Annotated in this window: 19 protein-coding genes and 1 tRNA gene; 4 read left to right on the forward strand and 16 right to left on the reverse strand. The window is 65.6% G+C overall.

The genetic code is table 11. The features are described from left to right. Window positions 1-132: 132 nt before the first annotated feature. On the reverse strand, window positions 133-558 hold the full coding sequence (locus C3L37_RS13215; protein ID WP_129115077.1) for a GNAT family N-acetyltransferase: 426 nt from the start codon (window positions 556-558) through the stop codon (window positions 133-135). Between the two features lie 135 nt (window positions 559-693). Here C3L37_RS13215 and C3L37_RS13220 point away from each other — a divergent pair. Then, window positions 694-765: transfer RNA gene (locus C3L37_RS13220), tRNA-Ala, on the forward strand. 115 nt (window positions 766-880) lie between these two features. Here the strand turns inward: C3L37_RS13220 and C3L37_RS13225 are convergent. The 8 genes from C3L37_RS13225 to C3L37_RS13255 form a co-directional block, all read right to left on the reverse strand. Next, the gene (locus C3L37_RS13225; protein ID WP_129115078.1) at window positions 881-1,720 is read right to left on the reverse strand and encodes a lamin tail domain-containing protein; all 840 of its coding nucleotides are present in this window, start codon (window positions 1,718-1,720) and stop codon (window positions 881-883) included. A 216-nt stretch (window positions 1,721-1,936) separates the two neighbouring features. Further along, window positions 1,937-2,293, reverse strand: coding sequence for a TOBE domain-containing protein (locus C3L37_RS24855; protein WP_228546237.1), 357 nt, complete (start codon window positions 2,291-2,293; stop codon window positions 1,937-1,939). A 409-nt stretch (window positions 2,294-2,702) separates the two neighbouring features. Next, on the reverse strand, window positions 2,703-3,476 hold the full coding sequence (locus tag C3L37_RS13235) for an amino acid ABC transporter ATP-binding protein (RefSeq protein WP_129115080.1): 774 nt from the start codon (window positions 3,474-3,476) through the stop codon (window positions 2,703-2,705). After that, window positions 3,473-4,180, reverse strand: coding sequence for an ABC transporter permease (locus C3L37_RS13240; protein ID WP_129115081.1), 708 nt, complete (start codon window positions 4,178-4,180; stop codon window positions 3,473-3,475). Before C3L37_RS13240 ends, C3L37_RS13235 begins: the two co-directional genes overlap by 4 nt. Continuing rightward, complete coding sequence (locus C3L37_RS13245) at window positions 4,180-5,157, reverse strand: substrate-binding domain-containing protein (RefSeq protein ID WP_129115082.1); 978 nt, start codon at window positions 5,155-5,157, stop codon at window positions 4,180-4,182. Before C3L37_RS13245 ends, C3L37_RS13240 begins: the two co-directional genes overlap by 1 nt. 291 nt (window positions 5,158-5,448) lie before the next feature. Further along, window positions 5,449-5,949: a hypothetical protein gene (locus C3L37_RS13250; protein WP_129115083.1), complete on the reverse strand. Its 501-nt coding sequence runs from the start codon at window positions 5,947-5,949 to the stop codon at window positions 5,449-5,451. A gap of 719 nt (window positions 5,950-6,668) precedes the next feature. Continuing rightward, window positions 6,669-6,875 (reverse strand): DUF7835 family putative zinc beta-ribbon protein, encoded by a 207-nt coding sequence (locus tag C3L37_RS24390; RefSeq protein WP_449267285.1) that lies wholly within the window; start codon window positions 6,873-6,875, stop codon window positions 6,669-6,671. A 163-nt stretch (window positions 6,876-7,038) separates the two neighbouring features. Beyond that, window positions 7,039-7,836 (reverse strand): TrmB family transcriptional regulator, encoded by a 798-nt coding sequence (locus C3L37_RS13255; protein ID WP_129115084.1) that lies wholly within the window; start codon window positions 7,834-7,836, stop codon window positions 7,039-7,041. A 191-nt stretch (window positions 7,837-8,027) separates the two neighbouring features. Between C3L37_RS13255 and C3L37_RS13260 the strand changes: the two genes are divergently transcribed. Together C3L37_RS13260 and C3L37_RS13265 are read left to right on the forward strand one after the other, a co-directional pair. Next, the gene (locus tag C3L37_RS13260; protein WP_129115085.1) at window positions 8,028-8,222 is read left to right on the forward strand and encodes a cold-shock protein; all 195 of its coding nucleotides are present in this window, start codon (window positions 8,028-8,030) and stop codon (window positions 8,220-8,222) included. 201 nt (window positions 8,223-8,423) lie between these two features. Beyond that, the gene (locus C3L37_RS13265) at window positions 8,424-9,911 is read left to right on the forward strand and encodes a DUF7289 family protein (protein ID WP_129115086.1); all 1,488 of its coding nucleotides are present in this window, start codon (window positions 8,424-8,426) and stop codon (window positions 9,909-9,911) included. A 44-nt stretch (window positions 9,912-9,955) separates the two neighbouring features. On the opposite strand, the gene C3L37_RS13270 is transcribed toward C3L37_RS13265, so the two are convergent. From C3L37_RS13270 to C3L37_RS13300, 7 genes are read right to left on the reverse strand one after another with little or no spacing between them, the layout of a single operon-like run. Next, window positions 9,956-10,696, reverse strand: a complete 741-nt coding sequence (locus tag C3L37_RS13270) for a DUF7289 family protein (RefSeq protein WP_129115087.1) — start codon at window positions 10,694-10,696, stop codon at window positions 9,956-9,958. Beyond that, entirely contained in the window at window positions 10,693-11,211 is a 519-nt protein-coding gene (locus C3L37_RS13275) for a DUF7266 family protein (protein ID WP_129115088.1), read from the reverse strand. The genes C3L37_RS13270 and C3L37_RS13275 overlap by 4 nt, the downstream gene beginning before the upstream one ends. Next, window positions 11,204-12,193, reverse strand: coding sequence for a hypothetical protein (locus C3L37_RS13280; RefSeq protein WP_129115089.1), 990 nt, complete (start codon window positions 12,191-12,193; stop codon window positions 11,204-11,206). The genes C3L37_RS13275 and C3L37_RS13280 overlap by 8 nt, the downstream gene beginning before the upstream one ends. After that, on the reverse strand, window positions 12,181-12,777 hold the full coding sequence (locus tag C3L37_RS13285) for a DUF7288 family protein (RefSeq protein WP_129115090.1): 597 nt from the start codon (window positions 12,775-12,777) through the stop codon (window positions 12,181-12,183). The genes C3L37_RS13280 and C3L37_RS13285 overlap by 13 nt, the downstream gene beginning before the upstream one ends. Window position 12,778: 1 nt before the next feature. Continuing rightward, window positions 12,779-13,345 (reverse strand): DUF7287 family protein, encoded by a 567-nt coding sequence (locus tag C3L37_RS13290; protein ID WP_228546225.1) that lies wholly within the window; start codon window positions 13,343-13,345, stop codon window positions 12,779-12,781. Continuing rightward, window positions 13,342-15,375 (reverse strand): type II secretion system F family protein, encoded by a 2,034-nt coding sequence (locus C3L37_RS13295; RefSeq protein ID WP_129115091.1) that lies wholly within the window; start codon window positions 15,373-15,375, stop codon window positions 13,342-13,344. Before C3L37_RS13295 ends, C3L37_RS13290 begins: the two co-directional genes overlap by 4 nt. Then, a complete protein-coding gene (locus tag C3L37_RS13300; RefSeq protein ID WP_129115092.1) occupies window positions 15,372-18,347 on the reverse strand; it encodes a type II/IV secretion system ATPase subunit in 2,976 nt (991 codons plus the stop codon). Before C3L37_RS13300 ends, C3L37_RS13295 begins: the two co-directional genes overlap by 4 nt. Before the next feature lie 319 nt (window positions 18,348-18,666). On the opposite strand from C3L37_RS13300, the gene C3L37_RS13305 reads away from it, so the two are divergent. Then, complete coding sequence (locus C3L37_RS13305; RefSeq protein ID WP_129115093.1) at window positions 18,667-19,368, forward strand: DUF2270 domain-containing protein; 702 nt, start codon at window positions 18,667-18,669, stop codon at window positions 19,366-19,368. Window positions 19,369-19,425 lie beyond the last annotated feature (57 nt).

Consider the following 19,425-nt stretch of genomic DNA (forward strand, 5'->3'; position numbering starts at 1 on the left):
AGACCGCAGGATAGCGTACCCGACGGCGATGGCGGTCGCCGCGGGGCACTACCGCAATCCCGAGTCCGCGTCGCGCGGACGAGTCAGATTTGCGGCCGTGCTGTTCCCGCGTGACTCTCGCCCCGTGGCGGACTAAACCGTTTCGGCTTCCTCCGACCTCTCGATCCGCAGGTACATCCCCTTCGACGCCGGCGCGGTGTATTCGAACCCGAACCGCTCGTAGAAGCCGTCGACGTCGGCCATGAGGTTCACGTACGCCGACTCGGGCGCGTTCTCGCGGAGGTACGCCATCAGCGCCGCCACGATCTCGGTTCCGAGCCCCCGCCCCTGGTGGTCGGGGCGGACCGCCACGTCGACGAGCTGGTAGACTGACCCGCCGTCGCCGACGATCCGACCCATCCCGACGGTCTCGCCGTCGCGGACGGCCGTCACGCCGTAGACGCTGTTCGGCAGGCCTCGCCTCACCGCCTCCAGACCCCGCGGCGCCATCCCCGCCGCCTCGCGGAGGGCGACGAACGTCTCCGGCGCGGGGAGCTCCTCCCGGAGTTCGTAGGTCATGGCCGGTCGGAGACTGGCGGGGGGCATAATCCTGTTCGTCGCGTGCGACGGCCTGACTCGGCGAGCGTCGGTCGGTCGGGCTAAACAAGTCGAAGGCCTTATTATCTACACCGGGGTACGAGAAAACGCGTTCGAGGGCTCGTAGATCAGAGGTAGATCACTCCCTTGGCATGGGAGAGGCCCCGGGTTCAAATCCCGGCGAGTCCACTTCCTTCCCTCACTGCGTTCGGTCAGTCATGAACTCGCCGACCTTCGCGAACGCGGAGCGTTCGCTCAGTCCCGGCGAGTCCAGCGGGTTCTACAATATGGTTAGATAATCGCCTTAGCAGTCCTCGTCAGCCGCGTTTTCCTCCTCCGTTCCGTCGTCAGATTCTTCCTCGTTCTGCTCGCCGTTGTCGTCACGCTCTGAACTGTCGTCCTGTTCCTCGTCAGTTTCGTCAACCTCCGTCATTTCGACGGTAAGTTCCGTATCCTCATCAACCTCGAACGAAGAATCGTCAGAGGAGGGTTCGTATCCATCGACCTCGTAGACGTTGTAAGCGTACCGCCCCTCCTCGCTGACGACCCACGACGCCTGCCCGTCCTCGCCGAGTTCTCGTTCGCCAAGGATCTCGGCCTCGGTTCCGATAAGCGTGATTTTCCCCTGTAACGGCTTTCCCTCCCGATCGACGACGGTGATCGTGATGTCGTACTCCTCGGGGCCGCTCTCGTCCTGTTCTTCCTCCTTATCCGAGTCGTCGGCCCAGTGACTCTCGTCGTCGCTGCGGAGGATCTCCTCGCCGTCGGGGGCAAGGATCGAGATCACGTCACTCCCATCGTCGCGAATGAGGCCTCCGTCCGAGCCAAAATCGACGTCGGCGTCGACATCCTTGTAGCCCGTCGCGACCGTCAGCGTCTCACCTGCGCCGATCACGGTTCCGTCCGGGAATGATCGATCCTGTTCGTTCTCACCGTTCGCCTCGAAATCAATCACGTAGCCCGTCAGGTCGAACTCACCTTCGGTGAAGTTCTTAAGCACGACATACTCATCTTCTGCGTTCACTTCTGCAAAGGCGAGCCCTGAGTGGTCCGATGCGATTACCGTGCTGCCCGCACCGAGACCCGCGATACCTAGCGTTGCTGCCCCTACACCGATCATGAAACGTCTGCGATTGCTCTGCATACTACGACTATCAGATTCCCAATAGAATATTAGTTCTTTTTATGTTATTTCAGGTATTAAAACACTGAATATCAACATGTTACATATGGATATTCTGTGGTCGGTGTGAACAAGAAGATGCGCTTGTGATCCAGCCACTGCTGATAGCTAAAGTCGAGTACCCTACCGCGTCGGATCGATGTCTCTCGGCGTTGCGCGCGTCGCCGTCGCCTTGAACTACGCCACCGTTTCTCGACCGGGCGCGAGCCCGAGCCGCTCGTAACTCGAACTGGTGATCGTCGCTCTAAGCGGCGCTTCCGCCCCGATATCGAGAGTCACCTGAACGATGGATTCACCGGTTTCGACGTCCCGGATGACCCCCGAAGCGTGGTTTTGTGCGCTCGTTTCGTCCGCCGGTGGTGCGTCCTCAGGCGCGGTGAGTGTGATCGCGTCCGCGCGGATCGCGACCTCGACAGCGTCGGTTTCGGAAACGACGAGCGCCAGAAACCGCCCGGCGGCCGTTTCGACGACGCCGAGCTCGCCCCTCCGTTCGACGACCTTCCCGTCGAGAACGGTCACCGCTGCGTCCGTCAATCCCGAAAAAGCGGTCTCTAACCGGTTAAATCGACGAAGAAGCTCTCGCGCGGTCGGGGTGAGCGTGCTCCCGCCTCCCTCTACGCCACCGCGCCGTCTCTCAACCAGCGGTCCGATCGCATCCTCGAGTTCGACGACGCGACGTTGCGCGTGAGCGTATGATCTATTCAGTGACCCTGCTGCAGAATAAATAGATCCGTGAGCGCTGATCGCCCGAAGAAGCTCCGCATCACGTGCCGTAACAGCGAGATCACCGGCAGCTAATTTCGTCTCGAATGAATCCTGAACGTTACTGTCGTCGGTCATGGGAACTGTGTCGGTGGACGATCCAAATCCGGGTTCTCTCTACGGGCCATTGATCCCCCCTCGTAGATCAATTATCCTCTTCGATCAATTCGCCGTCGACGACCTAGTAGATCAATTCACCGTCGATGAATTTCCGAGTGCGCTCGTCCCGCGGACGTGTGAAGACCCTGTCGGTCGGTCCAACTTCGATGGTCCGCTGCCCGAGGAGCACCGCCACCCGGTCGGCGATCCGCTCCGCTTGATTCATGTCGTGGGTCGCGATGACGATTCCGATATTTCGATCCCGCGCCTCCGTGATCGCGTTCTCGAGGACGGCCGTGTTACGCGGATCGAGGTCCGATGACGGTTCGTCGAGTAAGAGGACGTCGGGATCGTATGCGAGCGCGCGGGCGAAGGCGACCCGCTGTGCCTCGCCGCCCGACAGCGACCGCGCATTCTGCTGTTCTTTTCCGTCGAGACCAACCACACCGAGCGCCCTGCGGGCGGCGTCGCTCGTCCCGTTTCGCGTGCCGACGAGTTCGGCGGCGTTTCGTTTGAGGCGGTCGGCCCACGACTGGCGGACGCGGAGTCCGTATTCGGCGTTCTGCTGCACCGATGCGTCGAACAGACTCGGCTCTTGAAACACCATGCCGACGTTTCGGCGCATCGAGAGCCGTCGGCTTTCCGATAGGCTCCAGACGTCGGTTCCGCCGTATCTGATCGTCCCCCCGTCCGGCTGCTCGAACAGGGCGAGCAGTCGAAGCAGCGTGGACTTTCCGACCCCGGAGGGACCGATGATCGAGAGGATCTCCCCGCGATCGACGTCCAGTGACACGTCGTCGAACACCGGCTCGTCGTAGGCGTGCCAGAGCCCTTCGACGTCGAGAACCGACGTCATCGCGTTCGTCCACCTCCGCCGAGACGGCCGACGAGCCAATTGACGAGCAACACGAGCGCGACGAGAATCGCCCCGAGGAACAGTGCGGTTTCGAAGCGGCCCTGCCGCGCCTCGAGCTGGATCGCCGTCGTGATGTTCCGGGTGTACGCTTCGCCGTCGGCGTAGGCGATGTTGCCCCCGACGATCAGCACCGATCCGACTTCGCTTATCGCCCGCCCGAACCCCGCGAGAACCGCGGTCGCGATCCCGAATCGAGCCTCCTTGATCACGACGAGCGCGACGTCAACTCTCGTGCCGCCCATGACGTACGCGGCGTCTCGGACGTTCTGTTCGACGCTCGTGACGGCCGCGAGGCTCACGCCGGTGATGACGGGGGTTGCGAGCACGAACTGGGACATGATCATCGCTTCGGGCGTGAAGACGAGATCGAGAGAGCCGAGAGGGCCCTGATTCGACACCAGAAAGAGCACGAGAAGGCCGACGACCACGCTCGGAAAACCCATTCCGGTGTTGATGAGCGCGGTCACGAGGCCTTTGCCGGGAAACTCCTTGAACCCGATGACTATCGCGACGGGGAGGCTAAAAACCGTCGACAGCGCCACGGCGATCAGGCTCACGTACAGCGAGACGCGGACGATACTCGTGATGTACTGACTCTCGAAGGGGAGTTCGACGAGCGCGAGTGCGAGAGCCTCGGTGGCCATCACGCGTCAGTATCGGCGTCGCCCCCGGTCGTATTTCCGTCGGGCTGCCAGCCCTCGGGGACGTACTGCTGGTAATTCGGATCCTCCGAGAGCGCCTGCGGGAAGAACAGCTGTTTGCCGTCGAGCGTGTAGTTCTCGATGATCTCCTGCCCCTCTTGACCGGTAACGAAGCCGATATACGCCATCGCGAGGTCGTAGTTGCGGTTCTCGTGGATCGCCGGGTTGGCCGCGATGATCCCGTAGGGATTCGCGAGGATCTCGGGGCCGCCTTCGATCGGCCCCTGAACGAGGATTTCGAGTTCGATCTCGTCCTGTTGTGAGATGAACGTCCCCCGGTCCGCGAGGGCGTACCCGCCCTGCTGGCTCGCTTGATTGAGCGTATCGCCCATGCCCTGGCCGGTTTCGATGTACCACTCGCCGCCGGGGTCGGCCTCCGACGCCTCCCAGATCTCGAGTTCGGCGGAGTGGGTCCCCGAGTCGTCGCCGCGCGAGGCGAACAGCTCCTCGGATTCGGCGATCGTCGCGAACGCCTCCGCGGCGTCTTTCGTCCCTTTGATGCCCGCCGGATCGTCCGCGGGACCGACGATCACGAAATCGTTGAACATCAGGTCCCGGCGGTTGATCCCGTGACCGTCGTTCAGGAACTCGTCCTCCTGACCGCGGGCGTGGACCATGACCACGTCCGCGTCGCCGTTGCGTGCCGTTTCGAGCGCCGCACCCGTTCCCTGCGAAATCGCCTTCACCGGCGCGCCGAAGCGGTCCTCGAAGCCGGTGTTGATCTCGTCGAGCAGTCCCGTGTCGTAGGTACTGGTCGTCGTCGTCAGTACCAGCTCCTCGTTCTCGATACCGGCGCTCGATTCGCCGCCATCTGCGTCGCCCCCCTCCCCTTCGTTCGAAGCGAACCCCGTACATCCGGCTAGTCCCGCCGCCGCCCCTCCGCTCACGATCGCGAGGAATTCGCGCCGTTGTATCGTCATGGACACAGCGTCTGTCGCCCCGATCTTAAACGTTGCTGAAGAGCGCCGTCAGCGTTACCGATATTCGTTACTCCCTCTACCCTCGAGAGAACACGCAAAAAATTTGTCACGGGTCGAACCTCGTCCTCAGCCAAAAATACCGGAAAGGTGGCGATGATGGGGGTGTTCGGCGCGACGTCTTGCGTAACCGATTATAGTTTCCTCGCCTGTCCGATATGTTTCTGTGACGTGGATACTCCCGATGGGCCATCCCGATCCGGCCAGCGCGCCAGAGAAAGCCGTGGGCGGTGTTCAGACGTCCTCGTCGTCGAGTTCGTCCGATTCGGGCGGAACCGCGGGGAACGTCGCGCCCAACAGGTTCTGGATGTAGCGCATCGCGGTGGCGACGGCCATCACGCTGTCCATCAGCGCCTGTTGGGTCGCTCCGTCCGGATAGATCCGGTGTTCCAGCTGGATCGTCTCGGCGTCCCGGAGTTCGCAGGCGCGGTCCTCCTCGTCGAGGAACGTGTAGAACCCCGGCGTCGTCGCGAGCACCGGCCCGATCAGACCCAGTAGCTCCGTGCGCGACTCGTCGTCGCGGATGAGACGTCTGGCCCGCTCGGTGTCGAACGCGCTGCGCCCGACGACCCGGATCGGCCCGCGCTTTTCTTCCTTGATGAGGTGTATCGGCAGCCTCGAGAGGGTCACTTGCAGGTTGAACTCCGTCTCCTCCCGAGAGTGGGACGTTACGTCCGTGATGGCCTTCTCGTCGAGCCACCAGCGGACCTGGTCGACGCTCACGTGGGTCGTCATGGTTCGACTTCGGCTCCCGATCGAAAAAAGGGTTGAGCCGGTAGATACCGTCGCCTTCGACGATGAGCAATCTCGTCCGCTGACGGACACTCGGGGTTCCGAACCGTTCTGTTCAAACACGAGGAGGACGGACGCGTCCGAGCGGTGTTTTCGCCGTGACGACCGGCACACCGACCGCGACGTCGCCGGAACGGGTGGAGGCCGACGAACCGGACTCGACCGGATGCTTGTGACTACAAGCACCGGGGCTAAGGCGGGGGCGCGGTATCTATTCACGTGCCGGAGGCGGTCCCGCTTCAGAAAGGAAAACTGCTCGCCCGGGGTGTGTCTGCCGTGTGTCCCTTCCGATCCATCTGAGCGGGCGTGCCCACGTCTCCGCATTTTGCCGCGATGCACCCATCGAGACGGATTTCTCTCGCGATAGCCGTCGATATATCCTCGAAATCGGTCGGCGTAGTACCGATGCTTGCCAATCCAAGTACAACACCTATGAGTGTACTTCTAGAACGGCACCGTAGGTGGGACGAAGCCCCTTCCGATCTACTGGGTGGCGGCTTCGGTGCCTCTGACAGTTCATGACTCCTAACCGTATCGGGGGCGGCTCGGGTCACCCACCTCCCGAGTGCGCTCACCGCTATCGTTAGTTACGCCGGATTTCGTCTGAGCCGACCGCTACGCGTCACAGCGATTTCGTGACCGATCAGTTCGTCGGTTCTCGCCTACGCCCACGAGTCGTGCGACTCCGTTTCACATATCGAACAGACGACGATCCGCGCCGGCCTCCGTCCGTGTTTCGCGTTCTCGGCCGTGACTTCGTCCCGCTCGATCCGCTCTTTCACCGCGAGTTCGATCCGGTGGATCGTCTCGCGGTCGCAACGTGAACAGTAAGACACGCGTTGGTCCGACGGTGAGTTTTCGCGATTCATGGTACGCGTTGCTTGGCCGGCCGTCCCCGGCGACGTATACGCGCTCTTCGCGGGGTGGTCCGACCGCGGTACCGTGAAGGGATGCGCGGCGTCTATTTAACCGGGCGAGGAGGGTTCGAATCCTCCACCCCCGGTGTTGCGGGCGGAACACCAGAAGAAACTGTCACTTCGTCGCCTCGGCGGCGGACCGTTTCGCCTCCCGCCGGAGTATCTCCCGGACGAAGATCGCGAACCCGTGATCGATTCCGGTGCTCCACGCCGCCGTCTCCTCGGGATACCCGGGGATCACCTCCCGGAAGACGGCGCTCGTGAGGACCGCGTCGTCGTCGACCATGAGGAGTCGTCCGATGGCCTGGGACTCGGCCGTAGTGCTCAGCCACTCGATCAGCTCCGAACCGAACACGGTCGCGCCCGGCGCGCGCTCTTCGATCTCGGCCCGGATCCCGTCGATCACCGTTCCGACGTGGACGTCCACGCCGTTTTCGATCGCCTCCCGGAGTCGGGCGGCCACTTCCTCGTCGAGAACGTTTTCGTGAAGGAGCAACAGCACCACCTCGTCCTCCGCCCCCTCGATCATCGCCAGCGTTCGCGCGGTGACGTTCTCGTAGCCCTCGATCGCCCAGACGCCGCGGTCGACTTCCTTGTACGTCGGCTCGATGTCGCGAAGGGACGTTTCGACGGATTCGAAGTACGCGTCGTACCGCTTTCGGAGGATCCGAAGGGCGGTGTCGATCTCGACCGCCCGGTAGACCTTCGGCTCCGAGCGCTGCACGTCGACCAGACCCTTCCGGTGGAGCCGATCCATCGCCCCGTAGATTCGCGACCGCGGGACGTCCGCGACCCGGCTCAGATCCCTGGCCGTCGCCTGCGGACGGTGGGTAAGCGCGACGAAGCACTTGGACTCGTACTCCGTCAATCCGAGTTCCTGAAGCGTCTCTATCGCCTCGCTTCCGTCTGACATGCGCCGACAGACGGGCTTCAACCGGATATAGGTCGAGGGAAACTGTTGCTCGAAAACGACGTCGTCGCGCGATCCGTCCCCCGCCGGACGCGGGCACCGTGAAAGCGACCGCGAAATCGCTCGGACCGACGCACCGTGGTAGCGTGAGTCGCACAAGCCTTATGAGCGTGTACCGCCTCACTTCAGAGGCAATGGCGAAAGGCAAAGTTGATTTCTTCAACGACACTGGCGGCTACGGTTTCATCGACACTGACGACGCGGACGACGACGTGTTCTTCCACATGGAGGACGTTGGCGGTCCGGACCTCGAAGAGGGACAGGAAGTCGAATTCGAGATTCAGCAGTCCCCGAAGGGTCCGCGCGCGGCGAACCTCGAGCGGCTGTAAGGGTTTCCGTACCCGGCATCGGAACCGGCGCACGACAACGGTTTTTCCATCTTTTCGGACGGTCCGACGCTCGACGGTGAGCCTCGCTTCCGGTGAACCGCGGCTTCACTCCGGCTTCCACTCCGCCGGACCGTTCGTCCTCCGCCCCGACGTGTCCGTTTGGGATGAGTTTTTATACTAACACGTCCAACGAGTGATGTGATGAGCGAATCCGGTCCTCGCGCGTCGCGTTCGACGCGGTTCGCCGGTGAGAGGAGGGGCCAGACGGAGACGCTCGGCGTCGTGCTCGTACTGGGCCTCTCGCTCGCCGTCGTGACCGGTTCGGTCGCGGTCGGCTCGGTGGCGCTCGCCGACGCGTCCGCCGACGCCGAGGCGTCGAGTGTGGAAAACGCCATGTCGCACATGAGTTCGAAGGCGAGCCTCGTCGCGCTCGGGGAGTCGGCGTCCCAGCGGTTCGATCTGGGGCGAGTCTCGGACGGCGCGTTCGAGGTCGCGGAGGACGCCGGCACGATAACGATCGTCCACGAGCACAACGGCACCGAGGACGAACTCTACACCGGCTCTCTCGGCGCGGTCGTCTACTCGGACGGTCCCCGCGAGATCGCGTATCAGGGCGGCGGCGTCTGGCGAACGGAGGGAGACGGCAGCCGGATGGTCTCCCCGCCCGAGTACCACTACCGAAAGAACACGCTCACGTTCCCAATCGTCCGGGTCCGCGGGGACGGTTCGGCCTCCGGCTCGGTGGGCGGCGAGGTGAGACAGAACGGTGTCGACCAGTCCATCGAGGGGATGCCGGGGAACCCACTCACCGGCGGGACGATCGTCGTGAAGATCCAGAGCGACTACTGCGAGGGCTGGTACGACTTCCTCAGCGGGCGCGCCGCCGGCGAAACCGAATCGTGCGACGCGGACGACACCGTCGTCTCGGAGCTGACCGTCCCGCAGGAGGTCAAGTTCGCCGAGCCGATCTCGCTCGTCTCGGAAGGCGGCTACTCCCCGCCGCCGGGGAAGGGAAAGAACGCGCCGTCCCAGGAGGACGTGGAGGAGGACGTCAACCACCCGTCGGCGCGTTCGACTATCGACGCGAAGGTCACGGAGGCGAGGGGCGATAACGACAACGACGACGCTGGATCCTGCGACGTCGACGGATCCAGCCTCTCTGCGGACTGCGAACTCGACGCGGGAACGTACTACCTCGACGACGACGTCGCGCTCGACGACGGCGTCGACTTCGACACCTCCGAGGGCGACGTCGAACTCGTCGTCGACGGCGACTTCGACATCCGGGACGAGGACCTTCTCGTCACCGACGGCTCGGATAACGGCGTGACGTACTACGTCAACGGATCGCTCGACGCGCAAGGGGACGCGCGCGTCGGCACGACCTCGTCCGAGACGGAGGCCGACAGGAACGTCTTCTACGTCGCCGACGGGGTGCTCGACGATTCGCCGGGCGACGGGAGCGTCGAGTTCGACGCCGTCATCTACGCCCCCGACGCGGACATCGAGACGAAGGGCAACCCCGCGTTCCGCGGCGCGATCGCCGCGAACTCGCTCGACCTCGGCGGCAACGCGGAGGTGGAGTACGACGACTCCCTCGAAGGCGTCGAGGTCGACCTGACCGGCACGGACGCCACGATCACGTACCTGCACGTCAGCGAGAACGAGATCGAAGTCGAGTTGCACTGACGCCCCGACGACCGCGCTCGTCCGAACCCGGCGGCGAATCACGATCACCTGAACTCGACGGCGACGTACGACCGCGTGAGCGTCACGCGATCGTCGCCCGTCGTCTCGACCGTCGCGGCGACCTCGTCGCCCGACGACTCCACGTCCGCGAACCCGTCGTCGTCCTCGAAGTAGTCGGCCCACGCGTCCGCCCGCGGCGATTCGATCTCGACGCGGACCTCCTCGCCGGCATCCGGTTCGAACGTCTCCGGCGACGCCCGCGCGCCGCGCTCCGCGGCGACGAGCACCGTGTCTCGTCCGCCCACGCTCGTCGATCCCTCGTCGGCGTAGGTCGCGACGAACGGGAGCACGACGTCGCCGTCGACGAACGCCGGGCCGCTCACGACGATCCCCGATCCTCGGTCGGTTCTGACGACCGCACCTCCCTCGTACGCGATCTCGGTTCCGTCGGCGCGGTAGACGATCGGACGCAGGGTGAACTCGCGCTCGTCCACGTACCCGCCGTCGTACACGCCCACCCTGACGGTGACCTCGTCGCCGAGCGCGAGCGTCCCGCCGGAGAGCCGAATCTCGGTCGCTCGGCTCGGATCCTCGTACCGCCTGACGTCGCCGAGGTTGTCGGCGAGCACGTCGAAGGCGCGCTCGACGTTCGCGGTCCGCTCCGCGCGCTGTCGATCCTCGAACCCTCCCATCCCCAGCACGAACACGGCGGTCGTGGTCGTGACGACGAGCGCGAACACGAGGACGAACCCGAGCGACTCGCTGACGGCGCGATCCCCCGTCACGATTCGGACACCACCAGCGACCCGTCTCCGCTCCCGTCGTACTCGACGTCGAGCGGCCCGCCTCGAACCGTCGTCTCCGTCACGTCCGTCTCCACGACCAGCGGCACCGTGACGCTCACGGCGGGATCGTCCGCTTCGAGTTCGAGTTCGTCCGCCCGGACGGTTATCGAGTAGCCCGTCCCCGCGACGGTCGACGGGAGCGACACCCGAACGTCGGCCCGCGGGGATTCCCCGGTTTCGTCCTCGTCGCTCGTTCCGACCCGCGCGAGGCGGTCGGTCTCCATCGTCCCCACGGCGAGCTGGTGGCCGAGCACGTCGAGTTCCTCCCGGACGACGGTCTCCCGCTGCGTCTCGACGACCCCGCCGGCCGCGACGAGGAGTCCGGCGAGCACGATCGCCGCGACCGCGAGGTTCAACGCGTAGCCGACGCTGAACGACACCGCGCGGTCGTCGCCGCGGAGCCGGGTTCCGTCGTGCGTTCGACTCTCGTCGCCCGTTCGGCGTTCGTCACGCATCGGGCTCACCCGGGGCGACCCGAACCGTGGTCTCGAACCGAACGTCCGCGGACTCGTACCGAACGGGCACCGTCGCGTCGTACGCCGCGGGGACGGCGTCGACGCCGGCGTCGGCCTCGTCGTCGAACGCGACCCGATCGCCCTCCTCGCCGGCGACGGTCAGTTCGTAGCGTCCCGCGGCCTCGTCGCCGCGCTCGTAGCGGACGTCGTAGCCGCTCATCGACGGCCAGAGGCCGTCGCAGTCGGCGTCGTCCGCCCCGACGAGGCGCTCGCCGGTCAGGTCGAGCGTCACGGCGCCGTCGCCGTTCGGTTCGACCGCACAGACCGGGTCGCCCGGCGGCGCGTCCGGGTCGTCCGCCGCCGCGACCACGACGTCGTCGCCGTCGCGGTAGGCGTAGACGTAGCGCTCGTCGCCTCCGTCGTCGAACGCGACGCGGAACGCGTCGTCCTCGGGCGCGCTCGTCTCCGACAGGTCGTCCGCGTCGAAGTCCAGTGTGAAGGCTCTGGTCTCGTCGGCGTCCTCGACGAGCGTCCAGTCCGTCTCCTCCTCGCCGTCGTCGTAGACGAACTCGCCGTCTTCGTCCTGGTACACTAGCGTCCCCGCCGTCGTCGCGACCGATCCGTTCTCGACGCCGACCGCGACGCCGCGTCCGGCGAACCGGGCGCTCGTCCGGTTGTCGATCTCCCCGATCCCCGCCTCGACGGCGTCGTCGACGCCGGCGTAGTCGCCGTGCGGTCTGCGGTTCTCCGCCTCGACGACTTCGCCGACCGCGTCGACGACGGTCGCGCGGAACTCGATCGCCTCGCCGCCGTCGGAGCCCGCGCTCCGGGTGGCGAGGTTCTGCGTGAAGATCGCCGTGTTGAGAAGCAGGACAAGCACCACGAAGACGATCGCGAGCGTGAGGCCGGCGACCGCGAAGAACTGGGCTCTGTCCCGCCGGTCGCCCCCCGCGTCGCGCCGGGCGGTCGTCACATCCGCCATACGGTGAGGCGCACCTCCACGAGGTTGTACAGCTTCCCGTCCGCGTCCGCGTCGTCCGCGTAGAACTCCTCGTCCTCGTCGTCTTCGATCGCTTCGAGCGTGGCGTCGGAGGCCGAACTCGACAGCCGCGAGTCGTCCGTGAGCGCGACGGTCCGCGCGGCGCTCACGGCGTTGTCGCTCGACGACCCCATGTACACCATCCGCTTCGAACTGACCGACCCGTCCGGACGGTGATACAGAACGTGGACGTTGAACGCGATCTGCCGGTCGGCGAACGCCGCGTCGAGCGCCTCGCCGAATCGGTTCGGCGGTCCGCCGTCGGCGTAGTACCCCTCCTCGGACGCGTTCGTGAACCGTTCGTCGTCGGGGTTCCAGTACAGAACCGCCTCGCGCAGGTCGCCCCGCTCGTCCGCCGTCGCCAGGAGGCTCGACGCCGACTCGCGCTGTTGGTTCTCGATGTGCTGGTTCGACGTGCTGGCCGACAGGGGCGTCACGGCCGTCGACTGCATCGCGAAGAGGAGGCCGCCGACGAGGAGCAACGCCGCGACGAACGCCTCGACCGTGTGCGCCTGCGCCCTCGGCATCTCACCACACCCTCACCGTCAGCCGGTACTGGTCGCCGTCGAGCGTCACCAGTCTCTGGGCGACCGCGACGTCGTCAGCCGGTCCCCCCGAGCCGCAGGACTCTTCGTCCCCCTCGTCGAGCGGGACGAGCGTCACGTCGATCCGGTCGCCGTCCGCCAGCGCCTCGTCGATCGGATCGCCGTCCAGTTCGCACTCGTCGGCGTCGAAGAACGCTTTCGTCGCGCTCTCGTCGAGGACGTTCGGCCGCCTCGGCGTCTCCGCGAGCGCGTCCTCCGCGAGGTGCGAGGCCGTCCCGTCGGCGACGATCAGCGCGCTGCCGCCCGCCGCGGTGAACGGATCGAGCATCGCGGGCACGAACGCGAAGACGAACGCCACCGCGAGCAGAAACACGCCGGCCCCGACCGCGAAATCCAGCGTCGTCTGTCCCCGTCGATCGGCCGACCGGCGGACGGTTCGTGGCCGGTCGGCCGCCGACCTATCGCCGCCGGTCGGTCGTCGGCGACCCGCCGGACGTCCGCCGTCGGCCGTCGATCGTCGCACCCGCCGCCGGCTTCGGGTTCCGGTCATCCGACCACCATCCACGTCCCGAGCGCGACCGTAAGCAGCACCACGGAGAACTTCACGCCCGAAACGATGTCGGCGTCGCGAATGTACCCCGAGATGAATCCCGAGAGGATCGCCTGCAGCGTCACCGCGTGGAAGAAGAGCACGGACAGGAGGTCCGAGTCGACGCCGCCGCCGAAGTCCGGTCCCCCGCCGACGTCGCTCCCGCCGCCGGAACCCGTCTGTTCCGTCAGACCGGCCATCACGTCGAGAAACTGCGTCTTCAGGATGGCCATCACCGCGAGCAGCGTGAGGTAGGTCATGAGGATGATGACGATCTGCATGCGCGTGCGCGACGTCCGCTCGCGGTCGATGTCGTCCTGGTTCTCGCTCGCCTGCGCCGCCGTGGTCAGCACGTCCGTGATCTGGCTCGACGCCTCCTGCGCCTTCGTGATGAGCTTCACCGTCCGGGCCAGCCGCGGGATGTGGTACTTGTTGTTGAACTCGACCAGCGCCTCCCTGAGGCTCATCCCGTAGTTCACCTTGCCGTACATGACGTCGAACTCGTCCGCGAGCTTCCCGGACGACGTGTCGGCGACGGTTCGGACCGATTCGAGCAGCGTGAGTCCGGTGTCGTTCGCGCTCGACAGCTTTCGGAGCGTGTCCGAGAGCTTGCCGACGACCGCGCCCCGGGAGCGGACGTTCCACGTGTGGAACGCGGCGAGGGGGACGCCGACGACGTACGCCGGCACGTACACCCAGACGAACGTCCCCCAGATCGGCTGATCGACCATCCCGTCCCACGACAGCGGCGCGGAGCCGCTCGCGACGGCGACGGCGACGAGGACGACCGCCGCCGGGACGGAGAGCGCGAGCGTGTGGAGGGGGTTGTCCCGGAAGAACAGGTGGGGACGGCGAAGGAGGACCTTCGTCCGGTACGTTCCCTCGCGGCTCTTGATCCGATCGAACGCGCTGAACTCGCCGACGAAGCGCTCGACGAACCCGAGGTGGAACAGCCCTTCCTTTCTCGTCTCTTCGAGGCGGGCGCTCGAATCCGAGGGCGAGAGGAACCCGTCGCCCGGTTCGTCCTGCTTCACCGTCGAAACGAGCACGAGAAAGCCCGCGCCGGTCAGCGGGATCAACCCGTACACGGTGCCGTACAGGAGCATCTCGTCGGCGTCGCCGAGCATGCTCATGATGACGAGGATGATGATGAGAAGGAGCGGAAACAGCGACAGCGTCATGTACATCTCGCCGAACAGCTCCAGCGTCTCCAGCGTCAACTCCTGTTGCTGTTTGGCCGTCCGCATGTGTTTGTCCTTCTTGTCGTCGAGAAAGCGCTCCAGGTCCCCCCCGGAGTTGATGATGGAGAGCATGTCCGTCAGAAACTGCGAGAGTTCGTCGCTCGGCGTCTCCATCGCCTGGTTTCGGATCGCGGTTCGGTAGTCGGTCCCGAAGTACTCCGTCTCCTGGACGACGCTCTGGAACTCCCGGGCGACCTCGCCGTAGGTGTCCTCGGCTTTCGCCATCGCTTCGAGGATTTCGAGCTGATTCAGCCCGCCGACCGAGAGGGCGTACATGAACGACACGGCGTCCGAGAGGAGCATGTTGATCTCGCGCTTTCGCGCCGACGCCCGCGAGTACGGGATCGCGACGAGCGCGCCGAACCCCCCCGCGAATCCGAGCGTCCCGAGGACGACGCCGGTGAGGGCTATCGCCGCGGGAACCTTCGCCGCCAGAACGAGTTCGAGCAGGGTCTCGTTCGGGATGCGCGCGCCGAGCGAGAGCGACTCCGCCGTGACGAACCCCAGCGCGAACAGCCCGTACCCGAGGAGCGTCCCGAGGGCCCAGAGACAGAGGCCGACGAGCGCGCCGACGGCCAGCGCGCGCGAGAGGTACAGCTCGACCGTGACCGCCATCCGCGCCTGCGCGAGCTTCCGTTCGACGTCGGCGACGAAATCGCCCTCCGGGTCGAAGAGCCACCGAAAGAGGGGGTAGAAGGCGTCGCCGAGGACGTCCCCGCCCCGGAAACCGCCGCTCGCGTCGAGGCTCATGTGCGCTCACCGTCGTCGTCTTCGAACTCGCCGAACCCCCACTCGTCGATCGCGTCGGATTCCGACGCGTCGTCCCCCCCCGCTTCGTCTTCCTCGTCGTCGTCCCTCCCGTCGACGGTTTCTCCGTCTCCATTCTCTGGGTCGCCATTCCCCCCGCCGTCGGCTTCTCCGTCGACGTGGAATCCGGGCGCGGCGTTGTCGGTCCCGTCGGCCGGTTCGAACGTCGCCGGGTCCCAGCCGTCGCCGTCGATCGCGGCGACCTCGTCGGCCGCCGACTCGGCGTCCCGGTCCGGAGCGGCCGCGGGTGCGTCGTCCGCCGTCGAAGCGTCGTCCGCCGACGAGTCATTCGCCGGCGCGTCGTCGCGTCGCGTCTCCGTCGGACCTGCCGTCACGTCCGGCGCGTCGCGCATGCCGGTCAGCGCGTTCGCGACGCTCTCGGCCGGCTCGCCGCGGTACGCCTCGAACAGCTCCTCCTCCGCCCGTTCGAGGATGGACTCGGCTTCGGCCAACTGCGCCGCGTCCGGGTCGGGCCTGGGGACCATCTCCTCCTTTTCGGGGTCGATGTCGATGAGCACCGACTCCATCTCCCGGAGGTCTTCGAGGCTGCGCTCCAGCCCGCCGTTCGCCATGAGCGTCAGGATGGTGTCCGGGTCGTTGATGAACGCCTGAAACGTCGCCGCGACCTGCGTGTACGTGTTCAACCCGTTTTCGATCAGGTACGCGAGGACGACCCGTCGCTCGAAGAGCTCCTCGTCCAGCGTCTCGCGGGACCACCCGCGGTCGAAGGTGATCTCCGAGAGGGTGTTCGACGCGCCCATCTCCAGGAACTCGTCCGTTTCGGCCTGCCACTGGTACACGTCGCGAACGTTGATCTCGTCGTTCTCGGCGTCGTAGTGGTTGATCTCCGTGATCGACTTGTTCCGGCGGACCTTGGTACCCTGCACGCGCGTCGACGTCTGGATCGAGACGAGATCGAGCGCCGTGAACATCGTCTTCGAGACGTTGATCGGATCCGTGGTGAACCGCTTCAGCACCTCGCCGACGCTGTCGGCGTGGAAGGTGGTGTACGTGGTGTGGCCTGTGGACATGACCTGGAACAGGGTCCTCCCCTCCTCGCCGCGGATCTCGCCCATCACGATGTAGTCGGGACGCTGTCGGAGCGCGGCTTCGAGGAGGTCGAACTCGTCCACGTCGCCCTTGTCGTCGTCCGAGAAGGACGGTCGGGTGACGGAGGCGATCCAGTTGCGCTGGGGGAGTTCGACCTCGCGGGTGTCCTCGATGGAGACGATCTTCGTGTTCGACGGGATGAAAAGCGAGACGGCGTTGAGGCTCGTCGTCTTCCCGGACGCTGTCCCGCCGGCGAAGATGAGCGACTTGTTGTTCTCGATACAGAGCCAGAGGAACGCCATCTCGTCCAGCGAGAACGTCCGCCAGTTGATGAGGTCGATCGGCGTGAAGGGGACGTCCTTGAACTGTCGGATGGTGTAGTTCGTCCCGTGGTCGGACACCTCGCGGCCGAGCGTCAACTGGGCGCGCGAGCCGTCCGGGAGCGTCGCGTCGACCTGCGGCTTCCGCTTGCTGATCCCCTTCCCCGAACGCTGGGCGAGTTTGACGACGAAGTCGTCGAGTTCCGCCTCCCCGTGGTAGACGTTCGTGATGATCTGTTCGTAGTCGCCGTGGTAGACGAACACGGGGGAGTCGTACCCGTCGCAGGAGATGTCCTCGACGTTGATGTCGTGTTTGATGCCGTCGATCCGCTCGTACCCGATGAAGTCGCGCGCGAGGTAGTACAGGAGCTTTTCGACCTGGTACTCGGTGAGTTCGGCGGCGTCCTCCGCCAGCACCGCGGGCTCCGGGCGGGCCGCGATGCCGTCGAGATTCCCGTCGTCGACGTTCGCTCCCCGCCACCCGAGCCGCCGGAGCACGCGGCCGGCGATTCCGTCGCCGTCGCCGTCGACGCCGAGGCGCTCGCCCAGCGCGTTCGCGAGGCCCGTATTCGATCCTCGCGCGTACAGGTCGTACCGGTCGAGCAGGCGGTGCGTCTCGCGTTCGATGACGTCCCGGCGGTCGTCCTCCCCCGAGACGACGACCTCGTCGTCGGCGTACTTGATCGAGGTTCGAAGCTTCCCCGTCAGGAACTCCGTCAGGTCCGCCTCGACGCGGTTTCGGTACGGTTCGACGAGGTAGTACTTCTTCTCGTTCTCCTTTTCGGAGTGGAAGACGACGACGAAGGCGTGGGGCTTTTTCACCCAGTACCGCTCGACCTCCCGGAAGTGCGCCTTCTTCGCCATCGGAACCGCCTTCTCCAGATCGTAGCGGTTCGCGACGGTCGTCGCCCCCCGCGTCGTCGAGAAGAAGGCGTCCTCGTCGAGGTCCGCGTCGACGTTCACGGTTCGCTCGGCGATCACTTCGTCCAGCGCGTCGGCCCGGTCGCCGAGGTGCGAGACGACGTTCTCGATCCGGTCGGGGTCGAATCCGAGCGCCGCGGCGGGGTCGAACGGCACCGTCTCGCCGTCGCCGTCGCGCGGCGCGTCGCCCGCCTCGTCGTAGTAGTACTCGCGCTTGTAGTGTTCCCACAGCCACGCGTCCTTGACGACCGGCGTGGTCTCCGGATCGCAGAACGCCTCGAACCGCTCGTGGAGCCGCGTCGCCGCGAGTCCACCGCCGCCGACGCGGTCGCTGAGGTCGTCCGGGTGAAACCCCAGAAACGCCGTCGGATCGACGCCCACGCGCTGCCAGTCCTCCGCGTCGGGCGTCCGCGGTCCGCCGTCTCCTCCTCGCCGATCGCCTTCCGAGTCGCGCCGCATACGCTGAGACAGGTCGGCGGCGGCCCCCGACGGGCCGTACTCGGCCAGGTAATCCTCCCAGGTGTACTCGCCGACGGCCGCCCCCGCGTCCTCCCGGTGCGCCTCCGTGGCTGCCCCACCCTCCACTCGCCCGGAGTTGGAATCGCCGGCGTCGTCAACAGCCATTGTGGCAGAAATGTTCTCGTTATTGAAAAAGTCTTCTCCTCAATTTAACTAATTGAGATTTGGGAGTATGTGCCGAGAGGGTGCTCAGAAATCGTGTATGGGGGACTTACGAGGCTCATCATCGATCTACCTCGATCATCCACCCCCGATCACATATGGGAGATTTCATTTTTCACATAATTAATCTGCCACGAACGCTCACCGGGGACGTCGATCTCTCGGCTCCGCCTCGGACGCCCTTCGCGCCCGCCGAAAACGTGGTTGTGAAAACGAAGACAGGGTAAGGACGGCGGCCGGCGTATCCCTCCCCGGAGGAGGGATGACCACGAACGATTTCGACCCCGAAAGCCGGGAGGCCCGCGAAGCCGCGGCGGAGGCGGCGACGGACAACTCCGAGTTCTTCTCGCTCGTACAGCAGTACTACCGCGGCGAGATGTCGCAGTCGGCGACGTTCCTCGATCGCCTGGACCTGACGGTCGACTGGGCGATCGCGGTCGTCACGGCCGTGCTCGCGCTCGCCTTCGAGAGCACCGGGCGGTCGTCGCACCTGCTTCTCATCGGCATGATCGCCATGGTGATGTTCCTCTGGTTCGACATCCGGCGGTACCGCACCTACGACGCGGTCCGAGCGCGCGTCCGTCTCATCGAGGAGAACGTGTTCGCGAACACGTTCGACCCGAAGGACGTTCCGATGGAGGACTGGCGGGAGGAGATCGGCGAGGACCTCCGGAACCCTCAGCTCAAGGTCTCGTACCGAGAGGCGCTGTCTCGTCGACTCGCGCGCGTGTACTTCCCGCTTTTCGTCCTCCTCGGGGTCGCGTGGCTGTTTCGGATCTCCGTCTTCGCTCCGGGCCCGTCGTTCTTCCAGTCGGCGGCGGTGCCCGGGGTTCCCGGCGAGTTCGTCGTCGCCGCCGTGGGAGTCTTCTACGCGGCGCTCGTCTCGATCACGTTCTGGCCGCACAAGCGACAGGCCAAGGGGGAGTTCCGCGGACAGGAACCCGGCGCGTGGAAGAAGTCGTAGCCGGATCGTCGGTCGCCGGTCGCCGGACCGGTCGAACCCGCGACAGCTATACGTCGG

This window comes from Halegenticoccus tardaugens, assembly GCF_004116405.1.
GTDB classification, from domain to species: domain Archaea; phylum Halobacteriota; class Halobacteria; order Halobacteriales; family Haloferacaceae; genus Halegenticoccus; species Halegenticoccus tardaugens.